Below are 21,907 nucleotides of genomic sequence, written 5' to 3'. Positions count from 1 at the left end.
AGAAACAGGAAAAGGTAGAAACTTTTTAACGTCATAGTGAGGCCCCCGCCTGATGAATGACAGTGACGATAGGTCAGATTCGGCTTTCCGTATGTGAAGCAATTCACCAATGGCGAGAAATAATTTCGAATTTGAAAACAAAGCAAGGCAGCAGCGGGCGTCTCAAAACAAAAAAGCCCCGCACCTCAGAGGTGCAGGGCCTGAAATCCCGTAAGCGAAAAGGCTTAGGCCGTGGCTTGCGCCTTGGCGATTTCCTTCTTCACTTTCAGCGCGTTCGCCGACAATTCTTCATCCTTGGCTTTGGCCAGGAATGCGTCCAGACCACCGCGGTGGTCAACCGAACGCAGGGCGGCTGCCGAGATGCGCAGCTTGACGCCGCGGCCCAGGGTCTCGGACTGCAGGGTAACGTCATTCAGGTTCGGCAGGAAACGACGACGAGTTCTGTTTTTGGCATGGCTGACATTGTTGCCAGTCATCGGGCCTTTTCCGGTCAGTTCGCAACGGCGCGACATGGTTTCTTCCTTTGTTTCTGGAGGCCGGGCACAAAGCCCTCGGCCAAATCACAAGGGGCACAACCCGAAGTCGCGCCCGAAAACTGGTTGGATGCGTGTAGTGGGAATCGCAGGAAGCGTCAAGACGGACCGAACGAATTCTTTCATTTTGCGCCCGCCTTTGAAACCTTGCCCCCTTTCACCCCGTCAGCTCAGCGTGCCAAGCAGTTCTTCGGCCGCGCGGGCCGGGTTCAGACGCCCGGCCGAGACTTCAGCGTTCAGGCGTTCCATCTCAGCCTTGGCCTGCGGCGTGTCGAGCCGAGCCAGAAGGGCATGGCGGACTTCCTGATCGAACCAGTATCGCGCCTGGGCGGCCCGGTTGGCTTCCCAGATACCGTTGTCGCGGCGCCACCGGGTCAGGGATTGCATCTCGTCCCAGGCTTGCTCCAGCCCCTGTTCTTCGACCGCTGAAACGGTCATTGCCTTGGGAAAACCTTCGGGATCCTGCGGGCGCTTGCGCAGCAATCGCAACGCGCCGGCATAGTCTGCGCATGTCCGGGTCGCCGTGGCCTTAAGGTCGCCATCCGCCTTGTTGATCAGGATGATATCGGCCATCTCCATGATGCCACGTTTGACACCCTGCAATTCGTCCCCACCCGCCGGGGCCAACAGCAACAGGAACAGGTCCGACAATTCGGACACCACCGTTTCAGACTGCCCGACGCCCACGGTTTCAATCAGCACCACGTCATAGCCTGCGGCCTCGCACAGGGCGATGGCCTCGCGGGTCCGTCGGGCAACGCCGCCGAGATGGCTCTGGCTGGGGGAGGGGCGAATAAAGGCGTTCTTCTCGCGGCTCAGGCGTTCCATCCGGGTTTTGTCCCCCAGAATCGAGCCCCCCGAACGGGCAGAGCTGGGATCGACTGCCAGAACCGCGACACGCAGCCCCTGCCCCGTCAGCATCATGCCAAAGCTTTCGATGAAGGTGGACTTGCCCACCCCGGGCGTACCCGACAAACCGATCCGGAGCGCCTGACGCCCCGATCCTGCGAGCTGGGCCAACAGCTCGCTGGCCTGTGCACGATGATCGGCGCGATTGCTTTCCACCAGAGTGATCGCGCGGGCCAGCGCCCGGCGCTCGCCCTTCAAAATCCTGTCGCTGAGGCTGTCTGTCTGCATTCTTGTCCCGATCCTAGAGGCAGGAATAGTTGCCGCGCTCGGGGGGCGTTTGTCCAGACCGCAGGTCGCCGGAAATGCGATCAAAGCGAAAGCTGCGTCAATTCGTGCGTTGCTTGGCCGTTCAGGGTTGATTCTGCCGCCCCGGTGTCACCAGAACGTGCGCGGCGCGAGAACTGGACGACACCAGCATGATCGCGGATAAGAACCGGATGACGATACGCCTGCCCATCGACGACGCCATTCCCGAACTGCTGCACAGATTGTGCGCGCAGGGCCGCGCGGTATTGCAGGCCCCACCGGGGGCGGGCAAGACCACGCGGGTTCCCCTGGCAATGCTCGAGGCGGGTTTGTGCGAAGGCAGGATCGTGATGCTGGAGCCCCGGCGGCTGGCGGCCCGAGCCGCTGCCGAGCGGATGGCCGAGACCCTGGGAGAGCGCCCAGGGCAGACCGTGGGATACCGTGTGCGCGGCGAGGCGAAAGTGTCGAAAGACACCCGGATCGAGGTGGTGACCGAAGGCATCCTGACCCGGATGCTGCAATCCAACCCGGATCTGCCGGGAATTGGCGCAGTGATTTTCGATGAATTCCACGAACGGTCTCTGAACGCCGATCTGGGGCTGGCCTTGTGCCTCGAAGTGACCGACGCATTGCGGGACGATCTGATCCTGCTGGCCATGTCAGCCACGCTGGATGCGGATCCCGTCGGTGCGTTGATGGCGGCCCCTCTGGTCACATCGGACGGGCGCAGCTTTCCGGTTGAGACGCGCTGGCTGGATCGGCCATTGGGGCCGCAAGCGCGACGGTTGGATGCGTTGATCGATCTGGTGGTGCAGGCCGAGCGTGAGACCCGGAAGTCCGGCGGCGGAATTCTGGTTTTCCTGCCGGGAGAGGGTGAGATCCGACGCGCTGAAAGCCTTTTGAACGGTCGGTTGCCCGACAGTTGCGTGGTGCGCCCGTTATTCGGAGCCATGCCCTTTGCGGCCCAGCGTGCCGCGATTGCCCCGGTGGAACAAGGGCGCAAAGTCGTGCTGGCGACGTCGATTGCCGAAACCTCGCTGACGATCCCCGACATCAAGGTCGTGGTGGATATGGGACAGGCCCGGCGGGCTCGGTTCGATCCGGGATCGGGCATGTCCCGGCTGGTGACCGAACGGGTGACCCGGGCCGAGGCCACACAGCGCGCGGGCCGGGCCGGACGGGTGGCCGAAGGGGTGTGTTACCGGCTCTGGTCGAAGGGGGAAGACGGTGCGCTGGCCGCCTACCCGCCTGCCGAGATCGAAGCGGCGGATCTGACCGGGCTGGCGCTGGAGCTGTCCCTGTGGGGCGCTGACGCGGCCGATCTGGCCTTTCTGACTCCACCTCCCGAGGGGACGATGGCCGAGGCGCGGGCTTTGCTGTCAATGCTGGGCGCACTCGATACCAATGGGCGGATCACCGATCATGGGCGCGCCCTGGCGGCACTGCCCTTGCATCCCCGGCTGGGGCACATGCTTGTGCGGGCCGGTCCGAACGCCGCCCTGTTGGCAGCGTTGATGGCCGAGCGTGACCCCCTTCGCGGCGCGCCGGTGGATATCACCCTGCGGCAAGAGGCGCTGCGCGATCCCCGGGCCTTTCAGCGCAACAGGGTCTGGCAGGTCAACATGGGCGCAGTGGATCGGATCAATGCCGAAACCAGACGGCTGCGGAAACAGGCCAAGGGCGAATCGGTCGATCTGAGCCCCGCCGCCATGGCCGGGCTGGCCTATCCTGACCGCATCGGACAGCGGCGCAAGGGCGACGCGCCGCGCTATGTGCTGTCAGGGGGGAAAGGCGTTGTTCTGGACAGTGCGGATTCACTGGCCAACGCTCCGTTTCTGGTCGTCATCGACACGGATGGCAACCCGCGCGAGGCGAAGGTCCGGATGGCCACCCAGATTTCGGAACGCGACATCCGCGATCTGTTCGCGGATCAGATCGGCTGGGTCGAGACCTGCGCCTGGTCCAAACGCGAGCGGCGCGTCGTGTCGCGGCGGCAAGAGCGGTTCGGTGCGATCACATTGGACGACCGCATCTGGAAGGACGTCCCGGACGACGCCGTGGCCCGCGCGATGCTGGATGGGATACGCGATCTGGGCCTGCGGCTGGAGGGTGCCGCCGCGCGCCTGGCCGCCCGTGTCGAACTGGTGCGCGCCGATGGCGTCGATCTGCCCGATTTTTCGGTCGCAGGCCTGATGGCCGATATGGAAGACTGGTTGCTGCCCATGCTGTCAGGGGTCAAAAGCGCCGAAGACTGGAAGAAATTCGATCTTTTGCCCGCCCTGCGCGCCCGGCTGGACTGGGCGCAGACGCAGGAACTGGACCGGCGCGCTCCGGGGTCATTTGAAACGCCGCTGGGGCGCAAGGTGCCAATTGATTACAGCGCGGCCGTACCGGAAATCTCGGTCCGTTTGCAGGAAGTGTTTGGCGTGACCCGACACCCGGCGATCGGCGGCCAGCCTTTGAAGATCACTCTGCTGTCACCGGCGCAGCGCCCGATCCAGATAACGCGTGACCTGCCCGGTTTCTGGGCGGGCTCTTACGCGGATGTACGTAAGGACATGAGGGCGCAATACCCCAAACACCCCTGGCCCGAAGACCCGACCCAGGCTGATCCCACGCTGAGGGCAAAACGCAGACGTGACTAGAGCCGTCAGCAAAGCCCGTGCCTTGCCCAAAATCCACAAAACAACCCAGAAAACCCTCAAGAATCGGCCAAACCCGGCCAAAACTGGAAGGTTTAATTGAAACTCACCATTTCCGTTGTTAAGTCGTATCAACTTTAAAGGCATAGAGTAGACTGACAAAAAAACTGATGAATGCATGGCTGCAAAATATCTGGGAAGAGGTCGGGCGACCGCTGTTCCTGCGCCCCCGACGGGTGCAGTTTGCGGCGTTATGCACCCGCGTTTATGACGGGCACGATCAGGTTCTGCTGATCACCAGCCGTGACACCAAACGCTGGATCATCCCGAAAGGCTGGCCCATCGATGGTTTGAGTGGCGCGGAAACAGCCCTTCAGGAGGCCTGGGAAGAGGCCGGGGTGCGCGCGGATGCAGTTCACGATGAACCCGTCGGCCAATTCACCTATGACAAGATCCTCAAAAACGGATCAGCGCAACCGGTATTGACCAATGTCTACAGGATTTCGGTGCGCGCGCTGGCGGATGACTTTCCCGAGGCCGATCAGCGCGAGCGCAGCTGGTTTTCGCCGGTTGAAGCGGCCACTCTGGTGCAAGAGCCCGAGCTTCAGGCCTTGTTGCGCAGACTGTAAGGAATTCGCAACATTTCGATGGCACCCAGCTTGCCTGAGCATCCGGATACCGTTAGTGGCGCACGATCCTACAATATCTGACCAAGTTCATGTCTGACACGAATCCGAAACCACGCTGGCAAACGTTGGACAGCGACCTGCACCGAATTTCGCGGGTCGAAACCGCCAACATCCATGTCGCGCGCCACCTGCTGGCACCGGGGGTCGCACTGGCCTTCATGGCGCTTGCCGGGCTGACGGCGGCGGTCCTGTTCGGTCGGGCGGATGGCAGCCATGTCGTGGTCGCGGCGGCCGCGTTCGGGGCCTATATGGCGATCAATGTCGGTGCCAATGACGTGGCCAACAACATGGGGCCAGCGGTCGGCGCGAATGTGCTGACCATGGGCGGTGCCATCGTGATTGCCGCCATCGCCGAAAGCGCAGGTGCGTTGCTTGCGGGGGGTGACGTGGTCTCGACCATCTCGAAGGGGATTGTCGATCCCGCCTCGGTGCAAAACAGCGAGGTGTTCATCTGGGCCATGATGGCAGCGCTGATATCTTCGGCCATGTGGGTCAACCTGGCGACCTGGATTGGCGCCCCTGTGTCCACAACGCATTCAGTCGTGGGCGGGGTGATGGGTGCGGGCATTGCAGCAGCGGGCCTGAGCGCGGTGAACTGGGGCACGATGAGTGCAATTGCAGCCAGCTGGGTGATTTCGCCGATGCTCGGGGGTGCGGTTGCCGCGGCTTTTCTGGCGCTGATCAAGTCGAAAATCCAGAATCAGGACGACAAGATCGCCGCCGCGCGCAAATGGGTACCTGTCCTTTTGGCGGTGATGGCGGGGGCCTTTGCCACCTATCTGTCCGTCAAAGGCCTGCAACGGATCGTGCATATCGATCCGGAAATGGCCCTGTTGATCGGGTTGGGCGTGGGGCTGCTGACCTGGTCCGTGACCGTCCCGTGGGTCAAGCGCAGATCCGAAGGGATGGAGAACCGAACCCGGTCGCTGAAGACGCTGTTCGGCCTGCCGCTTGTGATCTCGGCCACGTTCCTGAGCTTTGCCCATGGTGCAAATGACGTGGCCAATGCGGTCGGTCCGCTGGCTGCGATTGTCCACGCGGTCGAGTTCGGAGAGTTCGCCGCGAAAGTTCCAATCCCGCTTTGGGTGATGATCATCGGAGCGTTCGGGATTTCCTTCGGTCTGTTTCTGTTCGGCCCCAGGCTGATCCGGATGGTGGGCCGCCAGATCACCAAGCTGAACCCGATACGCGCCTTTTGCGTCGCCCTGTCGGCGGCGATCACCGTAATTCTGGCCAGCTGGCTTGGCCTGCCGGTCAGTTCGACCCATATCGCCGTTGGTGCAGTCTTTGGCGTCGGCTTCTACCGAGAGTGGGATTCCGAGCGCTGGCGCAAACAGGGAAAGCGTCAACGCACAGAACATCACCTTGCCCCGGAAGAATACCGCCGTCGCAAGCTGGTACGGCGGTCGCATTTCATGACCATCGTGGCCGCGTGGGTAGTCACTGTGCCCGCCGCCGCAACCATGTCGGCCGTCATTTACTGGGTGTTGACCGCGTTCGCCTGAGGGAGACCGTCAGAGCCTGATCTGTTCCGGCGACAACGGGTGATCGGGTGCATGCTTGATCAGGTCGGACACCTGCGTGCAGATGGGTGTTGGCACTCCGGTTTCGTGACCCATCCGGATGATGTGACCTTGCAGGCTGTCAATTTCCGTTTGCCGCTCGGCCATGAGGTCATAGGCCATGGACGTTCGCGCGCTGGGGTCGATTGTCAGCATCCGGGCCGCGATGCGGGTGAACAGCGGTGTCGGCAGCCGCAGAATATGCGGGGTCATCCATGCCGGAAGCGGTGTGGTCGAGGCCACGGGATGACCCGCCGCCTTGAGGACGGTCAGCGCCTCGGACATCTGATCCGCCATGAGATTGCGCCAGTCGCGGTTCATCAGCTGATCCACCAACGTGAGGCCCGACAAGGCATTGAGCGCATTGTTCAGGTTGATCACCAGCTTGCCCCATTGCACGGCTTCGATCTGGTCGCTGGACTTTACGGGAAGGTCTGCGCTGCTCAGCTGCGCAGCCAGATCACCGGTGCCGCTTTGGATGACGATCTCTCCGGACGTGGCCCGATGATAGGTGGCAGGGCCGTTTGGCACCACGTTGAACGGAACCATACCCGCACGCACATCGCGCCCCGGCAAGGCCTCACGCAATGTTGCGGCAGCTTCGATACCGTTTTGCCAGGACAGGATCGGGGCATCCTGCCGCGTAAAGCGCTCAATTTGCTCGGCCATGTCTGCGGTTGCACCCGATTTGACGGTGACGATGACCAGTTCGGCCTGATCCAGACAGGCCGGATCTTCGCTGAGCGTCAGGCCCCCGGTCGGAATCGTGACGTCAAGGCCATCAAAGTCAGTGACCTTCAGCCCGTGCTCTCGGATCGGGTCCAGCACATGGGCGCGACCCAGCAGGGTTACAGCGTGGCCCGCATGGGCCAGCAAAGCACCACAGTAACAGCCAATGCTGCCCGCGCCTGCAAGGACAAGATTCATGATACCCCCTCCGGTACACCCGAAAAGGATCACCGCAAACGTCCTGTGACACAAGCCCGCTTGCCCCCGACGTCACGCGCTAGCGGGCCAGCCGGGGTTTGGTGCGCTCAAGCTCTTTGGAAATAGGGATAAATTCCTGATCGTCGCCCGGAGGCAGTTGAAATGCACCATTGGCCCAATCGGCGCTTTTCCACTCACGGGTTGCGGTTTCGATTTTTTCCTTCGAAGACGAAACGAAATTCCACCAGATGTAGCGGTCTTCATTCAGGGTCGCTCCGCCCAGCAGCATCAGCCGTGCGCCCAATGCACCGGCCTTGACAGACAGCTTGTCCCCGGGCCGGAACACCATCATGCGGCCCTCGTCAAACCTGTCGCCCGCGATTTCGACCGAACCTTGCGTAACATAGACACCGCGATCTTCGTGGTCGTCAGGCAAAGGGAAAGACGCGCCGGGTTCCAATTGCACGTCGAGATAGAAGGTTTCGGACAGCATCGTGACCGGGCTGGTTTCACCATAAGCCGAACCCAGGATCAACCGGGCGCTGACGCCTGCATCCTGAATATGCGGCAACGCGGCCTGTTTGTGATGTTCGAAATCTGGGGCCATATCCTCATGCGCTTCGGGCAAAGCAATCCAGGTCTGAATGCCGAACAGGCTGTGTTTCCTGCCGCGTGTTTCGTCACTGGTGCGCTCGGAATGGGTGACACCACGCCCTGCAACCATCCAGTTGACCTCGCCGGGATAGATCATCTGATGTGTGCCAAGGCTGTCACGGTGCTCGAATTCGCCCTGGTACAGATAGGTAACCGTGCCCAGTCCGATATGGGGGTGGGGGCGCACGTCGATGCCGCCTTCGGTGATGAATTCAGCCGGCCCCATTTGATCGAAAAATATGAAAGGGCCTACCAACTGTCGTTTTACCGAAGGCAGCGCGCGGCGCACTTCGAACCCTCCCAGGTCACGGGCACGCGGGATGATTAATGTGTCCAGCGCCGGATTCTCCGAAATGCACTCCGGATTGTGCGTCGGGTTCCAACTCATTTCAGCTCTCCCTTCGTTGCAGATGGTCAGGCCACCCGCGTTCACTCAGGTAAGAAATAGCCACGCGAAGCAGCCCATAAAGTGCACAATCGCACAGATTGCGTGCGGCGCCGTTCCGATCAACGCGGCCAGAGTTGCGGGAAAAACGGCCCGTCAATCCGATCCCCCTCGCCATAGCCTGCCGCCTCGAACTGCGCACGCTCGTCCTTGGCCCAGTCGCCGCGATACCGGATGACACCATCAGGTGCCGTCATGCGAAGGGTGAAGCGCCGCACCGTTTCCGACGGCGTGGTCGAGGACAACCCGCCATGCAGCGTTCGCATGTCGAAAAAGATACAATCCCCAAGCTCCAGATCCCATTGCAGCAACTCATACGCGCCTGGGTCGGCATTGACATCGGGTGGCGGATGATAGGTCAGCCCGGCGACTTCGGTGGGCTCATAGCTGGGATGTCCATCGACAAACCGCACCCGCATGAACAGCTTGTCCCATAGGTGTGAACCCTTCACGAATGCGATGCCGTTTTCCTTGGTCACGGGTTCCAGCGGCAACCAAAGGACACACATCGCGCCTTCGAAGTCGAAGTAAGACAGGTCCTGATGGAAGGGTGGGCGCGAGGTCGAGCCGGCCTCGCGCAGGAACCAGTTGTCCATGACAAGGTTGATGGATGGCGCCCCCAGCAACCCGGCGGCAAGCGGAGCGCAGGGCGACTTGTGAACGAATTCGTTGAATTGCGGGATTTTGTTCCAGGCCCAGTAGTCTTCGTAATAGCCCGGGGCGTTCGGATCCTTGGTATGACGGGTGAAATTATCCGTCGGCGTGTCAAGGTCGGCGTCGATACCTGCGCGCAGCAATGACAACCAGTCGGATGAGAATTTCGACCGCAGAACAACAGCACCATCGCGTTGGAAGGCGGCAATGTCTTCCTGTGTGACCATATCTGCTGTCGTCATGGAATAATCATCCCGATGTGGTTCGGTGGCCCCGAGCATCGCACCAGGCACCGCCAGAGGTCAAAGAGATTCGTTTCGACGACCCGGAATCACTCACAGAACGGTGAGGACGCGGGGATCCAACCGCGCACGGCCTCGGATTTTGAAGGAAACATGCTATGTTTCAGATGGAAGCCGCAGACTGACAAGATTGGATCGCGTATTGGAGGTTTCTCGATGACAGATGCGTTGCTGTCCCGCCGTTCCCTGATCACCCAAGGTGTTGCCGTTTTGGCGACCGGCGCCACAGGGCTTTTGGTGCCTGCCCGCGCAGCCGGGATTGCGCCGACGCCTTCGATGCGGGGCGGATCGAACAACTATCGCCCCGGCGCGCCAATCGTGGACCGGATCGGTGGCGGCGGGTTCTGGATGACCGGCACCGTACGACGGGCGGGCGATGGCGCCCCCCTGCCCGGCCAGCGCATACAGATCTGGGCCCATACCACAGAAGGGCACGAGCGTGACCCGCAAAGCCATGGAGCGACCTTGACGGATGAAAAGGGTGAATTCCGCCTGGAAATGCCGCAGATCGTTCCTGCATTCGGTCAACCGCACGGGCATCTGGCCTATGACAGCGGCGCGTTCGAAACCGTGTTCCTGCGGCCTGTGATGTCCAGTTCCAAAGACAAGACACTGGCTGCGCATTTCGTGTTGCAACCGCTCTGATCCCGGTGATCCGAACCGGTGCCATTTGGGCGACCCTGATCGCCGCCCTTGCCGTTCCCCTGATCGCTGCGGCAGGCAGCCCGTATCTTGCCTGGCGCGATCCAGCCTATATCCTCGCCGGGTTTGCCGGAATTCTGAGCTTGGGCCTGCTGCTGCTGCAACCGCTTCTGGCCGGAAGATACCTTCCGGGCCTGTCCGCAGTGATGAGCCGCCACATTCACCGCTGGATCGGCCTGACCCTTGTGCTGGCGATTGTTGTCCATGTCGCGGGGTTGTGGCTTACCAGCCCGCCGGATGTGGTGGATGCATTGTTGTTCGCATCGCCAACGCCGTTCTCGGCCTGGGGTGTCATTGCCATGTGGACCGCTTTCGGGGTGGCCCTGTTAGGGGTCTTCCGCAAACGTCTGCGCCTGCGTTTTCGTTTTTGGCGGCTGAGCCACACCGCACTGGCCGGGGTGACGATTGTCGGCAGCCTTGTTCACGCCATGCTGATCGAAGGCACGATGGAGATCGTAACCAAAACAGCGCTTTGCGCACTGGTCCTCTTGGCGAGCGCAAGCACGCTCGCCAAATTGAAAGTGTGGGATATCCGTCGACGCCCTTAGACGCCCAGGCACCAGCGCATCACCGCCTTTTGTGCATGCAGACGGTTTTCGGCCTCATCAAAAATGACCGAGTTCGGGCCGTCCATGACCTCGGAGGTCGCTTCTTCCTCGCGGTGGGCCGGCAGGCAATGCATGAACAGCGCATCCGGTTTGGCATGCGACATGAGTTCAGCATTGACCTGATATGGACGCAGCATGTTGTGGCGGCGCTCTTTGGCCGACTGGGAATCATGCATCGAAACCCAGGTGTCCGCGACGACGAGGTCCGCGCCTTCCACCGCTTTGTGCGGATCCCTTTCGATCACGATTTTCGAACCTTTCTGGCGGGCAAACCCCATGAACTCCTCTTCCGGGTCAAGCTGAGCGGGGCCGGTGAAGGTCAGATCGAATCCGAATTGACCGGCGGCGTGCAGGAAGGAAGCGCAGACATTGTTGCCGTCGCCGGTCCAGACCACTTTCTTGCCCGCGATAGGGCCACGGTGTTCCTCGAACGTCAAAACATCGGCCATGATCTGGCAGGGATGGGTGCGGTCGGTCAGACCGTTGATGACAGGCACGTCGGAATATTCGGCCATTTCTGTCAGGATGGTTTCATCAAAGGTGCGGATCATGATCATGTCGACGTAGCGCGACAGCACGCGGGCAGTATCGGCAATGGTTTCGCCGTGACCCAGCTGCATGTCCTTGCCCGACAGCACCATGGTCTGGCCGCCCATCTGGCGCACGCCCACATCAAAGGACACGCGCGTCCGGGTCGAGGGCTTTTCGAAGATCAGCGCGACCATGCGGTCTTTCAGCGGTTGTTCGTCATCAGGGGCGGCCTTGGGACGGCCCAGACGCGCCTGTTTCATCGCGCCCGCCTGATCGATCATGGACCGAAGCGCGGTAGCATCGGTTTTGTGGATGTCGAGAAAATGGTTCATGTCGGTTCGTTTCCTGGCTGTCGGTTGCCGGGGGCGCTGCCCCCGGACCCCCGGAGTATTTGGGAAAAGATGAAAATCAGGCGGTTTGGAGTTGGGTCTCGATCTGCCGGGCCGCCTTGTCGAGGCGGATCATGGCCTGAGCGATATCGTCCTCGGTCAGAGTGAGAGGCGGCAACAGGCGGATCACGTTGTCGGCGGCGGGAACGGTGATGACGAGGTTGTCATAACCTGCATTGACCACGTCGATATTGGCAGGCTTGCACTTGAGGCCGAGCATCAGGCCTGATCCGCGCACCTCTTCGAACACGTCGGGGTGATCTGCGATCAGGGCTTCGAGCTTTTGGCGCAGCAGGCCCGCCTTGCGGTTGACGCTTTCCAAAAAGGCGGGTGTTGCCACATGATCGATCACCGCGCAGCCCACCGCGCAGCCCAGCGGGTTGCCGCCATAGGTCGAACCATGGGTGCCTGCTGTCATGCCGCTGGCCGCGTCTTCGGTGGCCAGGACTGCGCCCAGAGGGAAGCCGCCGCCGATGCCCTTGGCGACCATCATGATATCAGGGGTGATCCCAGCCCATTCATGGGCAAAGAGCTTGCCTGTCCGGCCAACGCCGCACTGGACTTCATCAAGGATCAGCAGCAGCCCGTTGTCGTCGCAGATCTGGCGCAGCGCCTTAAGTTCGGCGTCCGGCACCGGGCGAATACCGCCCTCGCCTTGGATGGGTTCGATCAGGATCGCGGCGGTCCTGTCGGTGATGGCGTCGGTCACGCCGTCCAGATCGCCGAAGGCCACATGCACGAAACCCGGCAGCAGCGGGCCGAAGCCCTTGGTCATTTTCTCGGACCCGGCAGCGGCGATGCCGGCTGACGACCGGCCGTGGAACGAACCGTCGAAAGTGATGATCTCGACCCGCTCGGGCTGATCCTTGTCATAGAAATACTTGCGGGCCATTTTTACGGCCAGTTCGCAGGATTCCGTGCCGGAGTTCGTGAAGAAAACCGTATCGGCAAAACTGTTTTCCACCAGCTTGTCTGCCAACGCCTGTTGCTGAGGAATGTTGTACAGGTTCGAGACATGCCACAGCGCATGGGCCTGGTCAGTCAGCGCGGCCACCAATGCCGGATGGGCATGGCCCAGTGCGTTCACGGCGATCCCTGCGCCGAGGTCCAGGAAACGTCGGCCATCCGCCTCGGTCAGCCAGGCGCCTTCGCCCTTCACGAAGGTCAGGGGCGCACGGTTATAGGTCGGCAGAACGGACGGGATCATGGGATCATCCTTTTCAGGTAGTATGAGCCTCGTGAGTGATACACGAAGGCCCTGTTCGTCAACAATTTTGGTGAGGTCTGTGCCGATTTGTCGGGCACACGAGATCAAACAGGCCGGTTACGCAAAGATGCGTCGGCGTCGGAGCAGTTGGATATGCACATGTTTGATCATGGCCGACCGTATAGCGATGCTTGCACAGGTTGGGAAGCCAGTATTTTGCAGGGATCGAATTTTGCCCTTGCCAAAGCCTGTGCAACGGCGCACCGCTTGGCCATGTTCCAACCCAAGCACCACAATCCACCGCTTGCCGCTGCGCTGATTTTTGTCGCCACCGCCTTTATCGCCGCGACGACGCTGCTGGCAAAGGCGCTCGGGACGGATGCGTTGGGCCCGTCCTTGCACGCCATGCAGATCAGTCACGGGCGGTTTCTGTTTGCCCTGCTGGCGATCGTGCTGGCGGTTGCAGCTTTGCGGCCCCGGTTGGTGCGGCCCCATTGGGGGCTTCACGTCGGGCGGACCAGTTTTGGCTGGGCGGGGGTGACATTGATGTTCGCGTCGGTTGCCTTCATTCCGATGGCGGATGCGACGGCCATATCCTTTCTGAACCCTGTCTTTGGTATGGTGCTGGCCATGCCTCTGCTGCACGAGCGGGTTGGTCCTTGGCGCTGGCTGGCGGCGGCTGTCGCCTTGACGGGCGCGTTGATCCTGCTGCGCCCGACCCCCGCCAGCTTTCAGCCTGCCGCGCTTCTGGCGCTGGCGGCGGCTGCGCTGATCGGGATGGAGCTGATTTTCATCAAAAAATTGTCCGGGCGCGAGCCACCGATGCAGATCCTGCTGATCAATAACGCGATGGGTTTGCTGATCGCCACTTTGGCCGTCAGCTTCGTCTTTCAGATGCCGACCCCGCAGCAGTGGGCGGCATTGGTGGGGATCGGCGTTCTGATGGCCTGTGCGCAGGCCTGTTTCGTCAACGGCATGGCGCGGGCGGATGCATCCTTTGTGGCCCCGATCAGCTATGCCACGCTGATCTTTGCCGCCCTTTACGACTTGGCGGTCTTTGATGTAATCCCCGACTGGATCAGTCTGATCGGGTCTGCGACCATTCTGGCCGGTGGGCTGATCCTGGTCTGGCGAGAAGCGGTGCGGCGCCGCGTCTGAGAGCCTGCCCTGCACGGCGGAAACGGGTGCGCCTGCATCCCGGCCCCGGCCCTTGCAACCGGTCGCGATGGCTGGGCCAGCCTAAGCCTTGAGGCGATATCCGGTGCGCAGCATCAGCCAGGTGATGGTTCCGATCACGAGTGTTGCAAACGTACAAACCGCCATTCCCAGCCACGGAGAGCTGTCGGATACTCCGATCATTCCGTAGCGCAAACCATCTATCAGATAGAACACCGGGTTCAGGTGGGTCAGGCGGTTCAGCACGGGCGGCAGCGCCTCGACCGAGTAGAACGTGCCCGACAGGAAGGCCAGCGGCGTGACGATAAAGTTGGTGATTGCTGCCATCTGGTCGAACTTGTTGGCGAAGATACCGGCAAACAGGCCCAACGCGCCCATGAATGCCCCACCCAGAACAACAAAGGTCAGCGCGATCAGGGGGTGCTGAGGCGCAATGGAGAGCAAGACCAAAAACGCAATCGAGATCACCAGTGCGATCATCACGCCTCGGGCAATACCACCCGCGAGGTAACCCAGCAGAATCTCGAGCGGTGACAGCGGCGGCATCAAAGTATCGACGATATTGCCCTGCACCTTGGCGATCACCATCGAGGACGAGGTATTGGCAAAGGCATTCTGGATCACCGTCATCATCATGATCCCCGGTGCCAGAAACATCACAAACGGCACACCCATGATATCGGGCCGGCTGGGTCCGATGGCGATGGTGAAGATCAACAGGAACAGCCCCGCCGTAACCAGAGGTGCCAGAACCGTCTGCGTCCAGACGGCCAGAAAACGCAGGGTTTCGCGCTGCGCCAGCGTGTACAGGCCCATCCAGTTGACTGCTCCGAAGCGACGCGCGGTCTGATCTGCGGGATTTTGCATGATTTGCCCTCAAGCTGATTCGAAGACAGCTTGTAACTCGGGCAGCAGTGTTTAGAATAGGGGGCTGAGACGAATTCCCAAGGCGGCCCGAATCCGGGGCCGCTTTCCGCTTTTGAAAGGCTAACGATGTCCTGGACAGACGAGCGTGTTGAACTGCTGAAGAAGATGTGGGGCGAAGGCCAGTCGGCCAGCCAGATTGCCAAGGAACTGGGTGGCGTGACCCGCAATGCGGTGATCGGCAAGGTGCACCGCCTGGGCCTGTCGAACCGGACGGCAGGCGCATCCCCGGCCAAGGCGGAACCGAAAGAAAAACCGGCGCCCGCCCCCAAGGCCGAGGCCAAGCCCAAACCTGCACCCAAGACCGAACCGGCGCGTCCGGCCCCGGCCCCGACCGCCGAGGCGAAACCGGTCGTTCCGGCCCGCCGTCAGATCATCCCCGCCGGTCAGCCGCTGCCACCGCAGCCATCGGCCAATGAGATCAGCCCCGAGGCGCTGGCCAAGGTCAACGAGGTTGAAAAGAAAGCCAAGAAGCTGACTTTGATGGAATTGACCGAGAAGACATGCAAATGGCCCGTGGGCGACCCCGCGACCGAGGATTTCTGGTTCTGCGGCCTTCCGGTTGAGGCGGGCAAACCCTATTGCGAGGCGCATGTGGGAGTGGCCTTCCAGCCGATGAGCTCGCGCAGGGATCGTCGGCGGTAATTGCGAACACAAGAACCTAAATCATGTCTATGGAACGTGAAAAGGGCGCAGGCATTTCGCCACGCCTCTACCGGAGACGTTGCATAGTCAAGAACGACGCAAGGCGTAACGGGTTCTTACAAAGAAAACACCCTCGCTGAATGCTGCGAGGGTGTTTTAGTTCGCAGCGTCAGCTTTGCGGACAAAGTTGCCGTAGGCTCATCGCTTTCTGATCCTCCCCCTCTGAAGTGGTCCGCCGTTATGGTTATGAAAACGGAGGAACCACATGGCGAACAAGCGACCGAAGCCGGAAGAGATTGTCTCGAAGTTACGGCAGGTTGAGATATTGATGGGGCAAGGCATGTCCCGTCTGGATGCGATCCGGCAGATTGGTGTTGTTGAACAGACCTATTATCGCTGGAAGAAGAAGTACGGCGGAATCGGTACGGATCAATTGAAGGAACTTAAGCGCCTTCAAAAAGAGAATGAGCGTCTTCGAAAGGCCGTCTCGGATCTTACCCTGGACAAACTGATCCTGACGGAGGCGGCCAAGGGAAACTACTGAGCCCCGCCCGTCGCCGTGCCTGCATCAACCATGTGCGCCACAAACTGCGTGTCTCAGAACGCCGGGCGTGTCGCGTCCTGAAACAGCACCGATCCACACAGCGAAAGCTGCCGAAAGGTCGAGCTGACGAGAAGCGCCTGGTGGCGGACATGATAGAATTGACCCGCCAGTATGGCCGCTACGGTTATCGCCGGATCGCGGCTTTGCTGAGAGATGCGGGCTGGCAGGTGAATGACAAGCGTGTCGAAAGGCTTTGGCGTCGGGAGGGGCTGAAAGTGCCAATGAAACAACCGAAGAAGGGACGGCTCTGGTTAAATGGTTAAATGATGGATCGTGTGTTCGGCTGCGGCCGGAGCATCGAAACCATGTCTGGAGCTATGACTTCGTGCATTGTCGAACGGATGACGGAAAGGCATTCCGCACGCTCAACGTCATCGATGAGTACAGCCGGGAGTGCTTGGCGATCCGTGTGGACCGCAAGCTGAACTCCAGCGATGTCATCGACGTGCTGAGTGACCTGTTCATCATGTGCGGTGTGCCAAGCTACATTCGCTCCGACAATGGCCCTGAGTTCATTGCCGTGGCGGTGCAAGACTGGATCAATGCAGTTGGAGCAAAGACCGCATACATCGAGCCAGGCAGCCCATGGGAGAACGGTTACTGTGAAAGTTCCAATGCGCGGTTCAGAGATGAGTTCCTGAATGGAGAAGTCTTCTACTGTCTAAGAGAAGCGCAGATTTTGATCGAAGAATGGAGGAAACACTACAACACAAAACGCCCGCACAGTGCTCTGGGATATAAACCGCCGGCCCCGGAAACCATCGTTCAATTGGACCAAAGGCCGGTCATGCACTAACAATCAACTTGGACCACACAAGTGGGGCTGATCACCTGAGCTTGTTTGTTTGCTGAACTGGCCGCTACTCAGGTCTTTGCCCGCGGAAATCACTACGGATGGTGCCGAGGCGTAGGGAACCCACACCAGTCGAGCCAAGGATGCGGGCAGGCCGGTGGGCAAGGGGCAGGCAATCAAATTACCGGCCCAACGCAGCCGGTGGCAAATCAGTTGCCACCTCGAGGAACGCCGCAAACGCCCACGTCCGTCACAGTGCCGGTCCTTGCACCGGGCGCGGTCCCGAACGCAATTCCCGGTCAGGTTCCTATCGCGGCACCAGTAGCGGTACCCGGTCAGGTGCCAACGCCGATCGTAGCGCCGACACTAGCTCCGCCATTAGTGCCAAACCCGACACCAAACCGGGTTCCGACAGCCGTTCCCAATCAGGTTCCGCCGTTGGCTACCGGACCGACTGCTGTGCCGCCGCAAGTTCCGACTGCAACTCCCAATCAAGTTCCGATAGCTGTCCCAGGCCAGGTTCCGCCTCAACCTAACGGTCAAACTGCTGTGCCACCGCTCGTCCCAACCGCGACTCCCAATCAGGTTCCCACAGCGGTTCCTGGTCAGGTTCCACAGTTGACTCCAAAACCTACCGCAACTCATATGGCCGTCCCAGGACATCCGAAACCACAAGGCGTAGTGACAGTTATGCGCCCAAAGCCAAGGCCGACAACCGGTACTGTCCAGCCAACTGGCACAACACAAGTTACCCACCATATGACCCACCAAAGCAATTCAAAGAAACTCGATCATGTCGCAGCAACACCTGGACGGCATGACCCGCACGACTTACCCAGGTTCCGCGACGCAGCGGCAAAGGAAAACTGGGAATGCGTTGCCAGCGGATTTGGACAGCGCCGTTACGATACAGGGCGTGGTGTGTTGCTGAACAACGGAGCGTTGCGGCACCTCGGAAACGTGGACGCAATGGCGCGGGATGTACCAGCACGGCATCCAAAACACTCTGGGTGCATTATTTCGGTTAAACGAAAACAGCGCTGAAGCTTGTCTGGCAGCTATCGCTCGGACAATGATGTTAATCGACCAATAGTTCGTCCAAAATCGTCTGATTTGTTGGAGCTTGTACTGCCCTTATTCCCCTAGCACTAACGTTGGCTGACGTAGCACAACACTGCTCAGTACCTAAGTTTTTTCAAATAGGCCAACAATCTATAGTGCCGCACTTCCAAGATGGGCCTCCGGCTATCTGGGCCGGTCTGGTTAGGCGAGCAAAAGCATGAACGGCATCTTTGCAAAGTCAGATTTCTGCGCATTACTGTCATGGGGGCATCGATCAGCATCGGTCAAAGTGGGCTCGAACCGAACCACTGCCGCGGTGCGACCGTAGGTCTGGTCTGAATTGGCGAACGGCAAGTGCCGCCCGCCAACATGGTTCAAATGTCGATTTGCTCGGCAATGCTCAACGCATCTTCAAGTTCGACACCAAGATATCTGACAGTGCTGTCAACCTTTGTGTGCCCGAGCAGGAGTTGAACTGCCCTGAGATTTCCGGTTTTGCGGTAGATTTCCGCTGCTTTGGTCCGGCGCAGCGAATGGGTGCCGTATCCGCTGGGCTCCAGCCCAATCGCGGCCACCCAATCCCTCACAAGCCGGCCATATTGGCGTGTTGAGATATGCGGGCGGTCATGAAACCTGCTGGGAAACATGAAATGGCAGCCGAGCATCTCCGGTGACTTGATCCATGCGGCAATGGTATCCCGCGTGTTTTCAGAAAGTTCAAACTGAACAGGCCGCTTGGTTTTGCTCCGGATCACGGACACGCGTTCGCGAACGCGATCATCCTTTACCAGGTCGGCGACGGCCAGTTTCACCAAATCGTATCCGCGAAGCTTGCTATCAATGGCCGCATTGAACAGCGCAAGATCGCGCAGGTTGCCCGCCAGATCGAGCCGCGCGCGGATCGCCCAGACCTGTTTCGGCCAAAGCGGCCGTTTCTGGCCGATGATCCGGCCCTTGTACCAGGCTCTTCGTTTCGGGGTGACAGCGGGAAGTTGGACTCTTGGCATTGTGCGCCCTCCAATCCTCCCGCCAAACCCTGACTATGCACAGCGCTGGCGCCTCAGTTTGCTGGTGGTTTGAATGGCCGTTATAAGCTTGCTGTTTCATTGGCGAACGCCGCAGACGCATTGGGCAGTAGAGAGCCCAAAGCAGAATTACTTAATCTATACACTTTGCATTCGCAGCCAGCGAATTATTCTGCCTGCCAGTTGTGCGATCGGGTCTCCTCATTTAGCGTGTTTGCGATCGCCGTCCGAATTTACGCACCTGCGTGAAAAGCTTCGGGCAGTTCAATTTATCATTCGATCGAGGCGCCAAGTGAGCAAATTGCGAAACTTCAATTTGATGGCTTTGGTCGCTGCACTCCTTTTTCCTGCTCCGGGAGGTGCTCCTCTGCTCGCGCAGGAGGCACCAGCGGAGACATACACTCTGGAGGCTGATGTGATCTACGGCGCGGGCCTCGTGACGAAGGACGGGACGCAAGTATCGCGGGATCTGTGGATGGACGTCTACTATCCCGCCGAAAATGCTACCGAGCCACGGCCAGCTGTGATCCTTACTTTCGGCGGGGCTTTCCATCGCGGCAGTCCACGTCTGACATTTCAATCCGGAGGTGCGCAGGACACCTCGATGGGCAACTATTGCCGCCGATTTGCTGCGAGAGGTTATACCTGCTTTGCGATTGATTATCGGCTTACAACGGAACGCCCGGTGCTGTCCGGCGAGGGCTACCAAGAAGACTGGATAGATCCTGAAAGTCTGTTACCGCTTTTACCTCAAGCCAATTACATTCGGGGGACGATGAACCTGCCGCCGATAGATTTCGCGATTCCGGATCAAAAAAAGACAATGGTTGATGGCGTAGTCGCCGCCGCTGAAGACCTGCGCACAGCCGTTTTACACATTCGCAAGGCAGCCGGGACATACCAGATCGATCCAAACCGTATCGTTCTGGGAGGTTTTTCAGCAGGCGCGGTGACGTCCTGGAACGTCGCTTATGGCATGGGCGTCCCCGTTGCAGGTGTCTTTTTACTTTCCGGAACCGATGCGGGCTTTGACGTGAAAAAGACCGTGACATCGACCTCAGTAACACCACCGACTTTGATGTTTATGGGGCAATATGATCTTCCTGGCGCGCTATCCTCTGTGCCTGAACTCATCCAGCATTATGAAAAAGTCGGCGTTGACTATGAGTTCGCATGGGTTCCCGGGTTTGGCCATTTTTACCCTGCTGGTGCTGCCAGTCTGGGCGGCGATGCGGTGAGTGTGTCGATAGAAGGTCGGATTGCAGCCTTCCTTGACCGCTCCTTTGCCGATGATCGCTGAAGTGCGGCTTGCACATTCGCCTTCGGCAGTTTCTGCTAGTCACTGTATTTACAGCGCATACCAAAGAGAACTTTGCAACGCTCTTCAGGCAGTAGAGCACTTTGCGACGGTTATTTGCTTCAATCTTCATAACTATTTCGACGCTTTGACAAATCAGAGGCAAAATACCGACGACCACTTCATTCAGAAGTGCCGACAGCGTTGCGAACCAGCACACTTTACTTTCGATTGGAGGATTCAATGATCCGTAAAAGCGTCTGGCTGTCTGTAGCCGCTTTGCTGCTTTTTTCAGCCGCCAAATCTGGCAACGCTGATCAGGTGTTTGGATACGAAACTGAGCTCGACGTTGTTTACGGGACAGGAAAAATCGCGCCTGATGGTATTAAGACAGAGCGGGAACTGCGGATGGACGTCTATTCACCCTCTGCTGCCAACGCGGACTACACCAAGGCTGCGTCAGTTTCAGACGGCCCGCATCCGGCGGTAATATACGTGCATGGTGGCGCGCATCACCGCGGTGGAAGACGTATAGAACCCTTTCGGCTAGAGGCCGCTGTGCACTCGCGCCCGGAAGATTATGCGCGGTTGCTTGCGCCGCTTGGCTACGTTGTTTTTGTTATCGAGTATCGGCTTGCCACCGAATACCCTGAGCCTGCTTTAGCGCCGGGGGAAGGGAACCTGATTGCCGATGTTGACGCCTACATCACGCCGCAGGTGTTTGAGGCGACAGTTCGGGCTCGGAATGCAATGGGATTGCCACGGCTAGAGAACAGCCCCGAAGACAGGCTTTATCTGTGGAAAGCCGGGCTGGCTGGTGCGGAAGATGCCAACCTCGCCCTCGAATTTGTCATTGAGAACGCGGAGCGCTTCAATATCGATCCTGAGCGCATTGCAATGGGCGGGCATTCGGCCGGTGGCGGAATTACACTCAACGTCGGAATTGGTATGGACGCCCCACTTGCCGCGATTTTTCCGCTGTCCGGGCCGAACATTCTCTTCGAGCATGAAGCAGTGATGGACCACCCTGATTTGCCACCCACACTACTGGCGTACTCTCAATTCGACGAACACACGCAGTTAAGTGACCTGCCGGGAGTTGTGTCGCTTTTGAGAGAAGCCGGTGTGGAATACTCGCTGTCATGGGTTCCGGGATTTGCCCATTTTTATCCGCACAATGCTGTTTCGCTGGGTGACGATGGCACTCGAATGTCTTTGGGAGACCGGATCATATCATTCCTTGATGTGCACTTGGGTTCAAAGTAAGGGTCCCCGGGCATCTACAAAAACCGAAAGCATTCACGAGTTCAGACGAACTTCAGCAATTTCGGATTTCCGCAAACGAGTGAATGACGAGAACGGCAGCAAAGTCCCGCTCCTG

Annotated in this window: 18 protein-coding genes and 1 pseudogene; 10 read left to right on the top strand and 9 right to left on the bottom strand. The window is 59.6% G+C overall.

Annotated features, from left to right (window positions below):
* Positions 1 to 224: 224 nt before the first annotated feature.
* Positions 225 to 512, bottom strand: a complete 288-nt coding sequence (rpmB, locus tag ACR0I0_RS11830; protein WP_050603240.1) for a 50S ribosomal protein L28 — start codon at positions 510 to 512, stop codon at positions 225 to 227.
* Positions 513 to 698: 186 nt separating this feature from the next.
* Positions 699 to 1,670, bottom strand: coding sequence for a methylmalonyl Co-A mutase-associated GTPase MeaB (meaB, locus tag ACR0I0_RS11825; RefSeq protein WP_171232539.1), 972 nt, complete (start codon positions 1,668 to 1,670; stop codon positions 699 to 701).
* Positions 1,671 to 1,858: 188 nt separating this feature from the next.
* On the opposite strand from meaB, the gene hrpB reads away from it, so the two are divergent.
* The 3 genes from hrpB to ACR0I0_RS11810 all read left to right on the top strand — a co-directional run bounded on the left by hrpB (position 1,859) and on the right by ACR0I0_RS11810 (position 6,524).
* Entirely contained in the window at positions 1,859 to 4,333 is a 2,475-nt protein-coding gene (gene hrpB / locus ACR0I0_RS11820) for an ATP-dependent helicase HrpB (protein WP_480491551.1), read from the top strand.
* Positions 4,334 to 4,500: 167 nt separating this feature from the next.
* Entirely contained in the window at positions 4,501 to 4,959 is a 459-nt protein-coding gene (locus ACR0I0_RS11815; RefSeq protein ID WP_171724395.1) for an NUDIX hydrolase, read from the top strand.
* 89 nt (positions 4,960 to 5,048) lie between these two features.
* Positions 5,049 to 6,524, top strand: coding sequence for an inorganic phosphate transporter (locus ACR0I0_RS11810; RefSeq protein ID WP_480491549.1), 1,476 nt, complete (start codon positions 5,049 to 5,051; stop codon positions 6,522 to 6,524).
* 9 nt (positions 6,525 to 6,533) lie between these two features.
* On the opposite strand, the gene ACR0I0_RS11805 is transcribed toward ACR0I0_RS11810, so the two are convergent.
* The 3 genes from ACR0I0_RS11805 to ACR0I0_RS11795 form a co-directional block, all read right to left on the bottom strand.
* Complete coding sequence (locus ACR0I0_RS11805; protein WP_480491547.1) at positions 6,534 to 7,508, bottom strand: 2-dehydropantoate 2-reductase; 975 nt, start codon at positions 7,506 to 7,508, stop codon at positions 6,534 to 6,536.
* 79 nt (positions 7,509 to 7,587) lie between these two features.
* On the bottom strand, positions 7,588 to 8,550 hold the full coding sequence (locus ACR0I0_RS11800; protein WP_171638206.1) for a pirin family protein: 963 nt from the start codon (positions 8,548 to 8,550) through the stop codon (positions 7,588 to 7,590).
* 119 nt (positions 8,551 to 8,669) lie between these two features.
* Positions 8,670 to 9,503 carry a phytanoyl-CoA dioxygenase family protein gene (locus tag ACR0I0_RS11795; RefSeq protein ID WP_480491544.1) on the bottom strand — a complete coding sequence of 278 codons (834 nt, stop codon included), beginning with the start codon at positions 9,501 to 9,503 and terminating at the stop codon, positions 8,670 to 8,672.
* 216 nt (positions 9,504 to 9,719) lie between these two features.
* Between ACR0I0_RS11795 and ACR0I0_RS11790 the strand changes: the two genes are divergently transcribed.
* Both ACR0I0_RS11790 and ACR0I0_RS11785 read left to right on the top strand, forming a co-directional pair.
* On the top strand, positions 9,720 to 10,208 hold the full coding sequence (locus tag ACR0I0_RS11790; RefSeq protein WP_171117607.1) for a peptidase associated/transthyretin-like domain-containing protein: 489 nt from the start codon (positions 9,720 to 9,722) through the stop codon (positions 10,206 to 10,208).
* Positions 10,209 to 10,216: 8 nt separating this feature from the next.
* Complete coding sequence (locus ACR0I0_RS11785; protein ID WP_371732299.1) at positions 10,217 to 10,813, top strand: ferric reductase-like transmembrane domain-containing protein; 597 nt, start codon at positions 10,217 to 10,219, stop codon at positions 10,811 to 10,813.
* On the opposite strand, the gene argF is transcribed toward ACR0I0_RS11785, so the two are convergent.
* Both argF and ACR0I0_RS11775 read right to left on the bottom strand, forming a co-directional pair.
* Complete coding sequence (gene argF / locus ACR0I0_RS11780) at positions 10,810 to 11,736, bottom strand: ornithine carbamoyltransferase (protein ID WP_171724400.1); 927 nt, start codon at positions 11,734 to 11,736, stop codon at positions 10,810 to 10,812. The two genes, ACR0I0_RS11785 and argF, sit on opposite strands and share 4 nt — an antisense overlap.
* Positions 11,737 to 11,812: 76 nt before the next feature.
* On the bottom strand, positions 11,813 to 13,000 hold the full coding sequence (locus tag ACR0I0_RS11775; RefSeq protein ID WP_209546957.1) for an aspartate aminotransferase family protein: 1,188 nt from the start codon (positions 12,998 to 13,000) through the stop codon (positions 11,813 to 11,815).
* A 273-nt stretch (positions 13,001 to 13,273) separates the two neighbouring features.
* On the opposite strand from ACR0I0_RS11775, the gene ACR0I0_RS11770 reads away from it, so the two are divergent.
* Positions 13,274 to 14,158 (top strand): DMT family transporter, encoded by an 885-nt coding sequence (locus tag ACR0I0_RS11770; protein WP_171724521.1) that lies wholly within the window; start codon positions 13,274 to 13,276, stop codon positions 14,156 to 14,158.
* A gap of 81 nt (positions 14,159 to 14,239) precedes the next feature.
* On the opposite strand, the gene ACR0I0_RS11765 is transcribed toward ACR0I0_RS11770, so the two are convergent.
* On the bottom strand, positions 14,240 to 15,043 hold the full coding sequence (locus tag ACR0I0_RS11765) for an ABC transporter permease (RefSeq protein WP_171638216.1): 804 nt from the start codon (positions 15,041 to 15,043) through the stop codon (positions 14,240 to 14,242).
* A 126-nt stretch (positions 15,044 to 15,169) separates the two neighbouring features.
* On the opposite strand from ACR0I0_RS11765, the gene ACR0I0_RS11760 reads away from it, so the two are divergent.
* The gene (locus ACR0I0_RS11760) at positions 15,170 to 15,745 is read left to right on the top strand and encodes a GcrA family cell cycle regulator (RefSeq protein WP_152457300.1); all 576 of its coding nucleotides are present in this window, start codon (positions 15,170 to 15,172) and stop codon (positions 15,743 to 15,745) included.
* A 265-nt stretch (positions 15,746 to 16,010) separates the two neighbouring features.
* A pseudogene (locus ACR0I0_RS11755) lies at positions 16,011 to 17,145 on the top strand (IS3 family transposase).
* Positions 17,146 to 18,578: 1,433 nt separating this feature from the next.
* Here the strand turns inward: ACR0I0_RS11755 and ACR0I0_RS11750 are convergent.
* Entirely contained in the window at positions 18,579 to 19,211 is a 633-nt protein-coding gene (locus tag ACR0I0_RS11750; RefSeq protein WP_480491541.1) for a tyrosine-type recombinase/integrase, read from the bottom strand.
* Positions 19,212 to 19,284: 73 nt separating this feature from the next.
* On the opposite strand from ACR0I0_RS11750, the gene ACR0I0_RS11745 reads away from it, so the two are divergent.
* Entirely contained in the window at positions 19,285 to 20,529 is a 1,245-nt protein-coding gene (locus ACR0I0_RS11745) for an alpha/beta hydrolase (RefSeq protein WP_480491539.1), read from the top strand.
* Positions 20,530 to 20,769: 240 nt separating this feature from the next.
* Entirely contained in the window at positions 20,770 to 21,792 is a 1,023-nt protein-coding gene (locus ACR0I0_RS11740; protein WP_480491537.1) for an alpha/beta hydrolase, read from the top strand.
* The last annotated feature ends 115 nt before the right edge of the window (positions 21,793 to 21,907 follow it).

It is taken from the genome of Ruegeria sp. AG6 (assembly GCF_056541565.1).
This window is presented reverse-complemented; position numbering and strand designations above follow the sequence as displayed.

Coding starts and splice junctions, on each gene's coding strand:
- ACR0I0_RS11765 (WP_171638216.1), bottom strand. CDS start 15,043: ATGCAAAATCCCGCAGATCAGACCGCGCGTCGCTTCGGAGCAGTCAAC.
- ACR0I0_RS11775 (WP_209546957.1), bottom strand. CDS start 13,000: ATGATCCCGTCCGTTCTGCCGACCTATAACCGTGCGCCCCTGACCTTC.
- hrpB (WP_480491551.1), top strand. CDS start 1,859: ATGATCGCGGATAAGAACCGGATGACGATACGCCTGCCCATCGACGAC.
- ACR0I0_RS11790 (WP_171117607.1), top strand. CDS start 9,720: ATGACAGATGCGTTGCTGTCCCGCCGTTCCCTGATCACCCAAGGTGTT.
- ACR0I0_RS11810 (WP_480491549.1), top strand. CDS start 5,049: ATGTCTGACACGAATCCGAAACCACGCTGGCAAACGTTGGACAGCGAC.
- meaB (WP_171232539.1), bottom strand. CDS start 1,670: ATGCAGACAGACAGCCTCAGCGACAGGATTTTGAAGGGCGAGCGCCGG.
- ACR0I0_RS11760 (WP_152457300.1), top strand. CDS start 15,170: ATGTCCTGGACAGACGAGCGTGTTGAACTGCTGAAGAAGATGTGGGGC.
- ACR0I0_RS11795 (WP_480491544.1), bottom strand. CDS start 9,503: ATGACGACAGCAGATATGGTCACACAGGAAGACATTGCCGCCTTCCAA.
- argF (WP_171724400.1), bottom strand. CDS start 11,736: ATGAACCATTTTCTCGACATCCACAAAACCGATGCTACCGCGCTTCGG.
- ACR0I0_RS11815 (WP_171724395.1), top strand. CDS start 4,501: ATGAATGCATGGCTGCAAAATATCTGGGAAGAGGTCGGGCGACCGCTG.
- ACR0I0_RS11750 (WP_480491541.1), bottom strand. CDS start 19,211: ATGCCAAGAGTCCAACTTCCCGCTGTCACCCCGAAACGAAGAGCCTGG.
- rpmB (WP_050603240.1), bottom strand. CDS start 512: ATGTCGCGCCGTTGCGAACTGACCGGAAAAGGCCCGATGACTGGCAAC.
- ACR0I0_RS11800 (WP_171638206.1), bottom strand. CDS start 8,550: ATGAGTTGGAACCCGACGCACAATCCGGAGTGCATTTCGGAGAATCCG.
- ACR0I0_RS11740 (WP_480491537.1), top strand. CDS start 20,770: ATGATCCGTAAAAGCGTCTGGCTGTCTGTAGCCGCTTTGCTGCTTTTT.
- ACR0I0_RS11805 (WP_480491547.1), bottom strand. CDS start 7,508: ATGAATCTTGTCCTTGCAGGCGCGGGCAGCATTGGCTGTTACTGTGGT.
- ACR0I0_RS11745 (WP_480491539.1), top strand. CDS start 19,285: ATGGCCGTTATAAGCTTGCTGTTTCATTGGCGAACGCCGCAGACGCAT.
- ACR0I0_RS11770 (WP_171724521.1), top strand. CDS start 13,274: ATGTTCCAACCCAAGCACCACAATCCACCGCTTGCCGCTGCGCTGATT.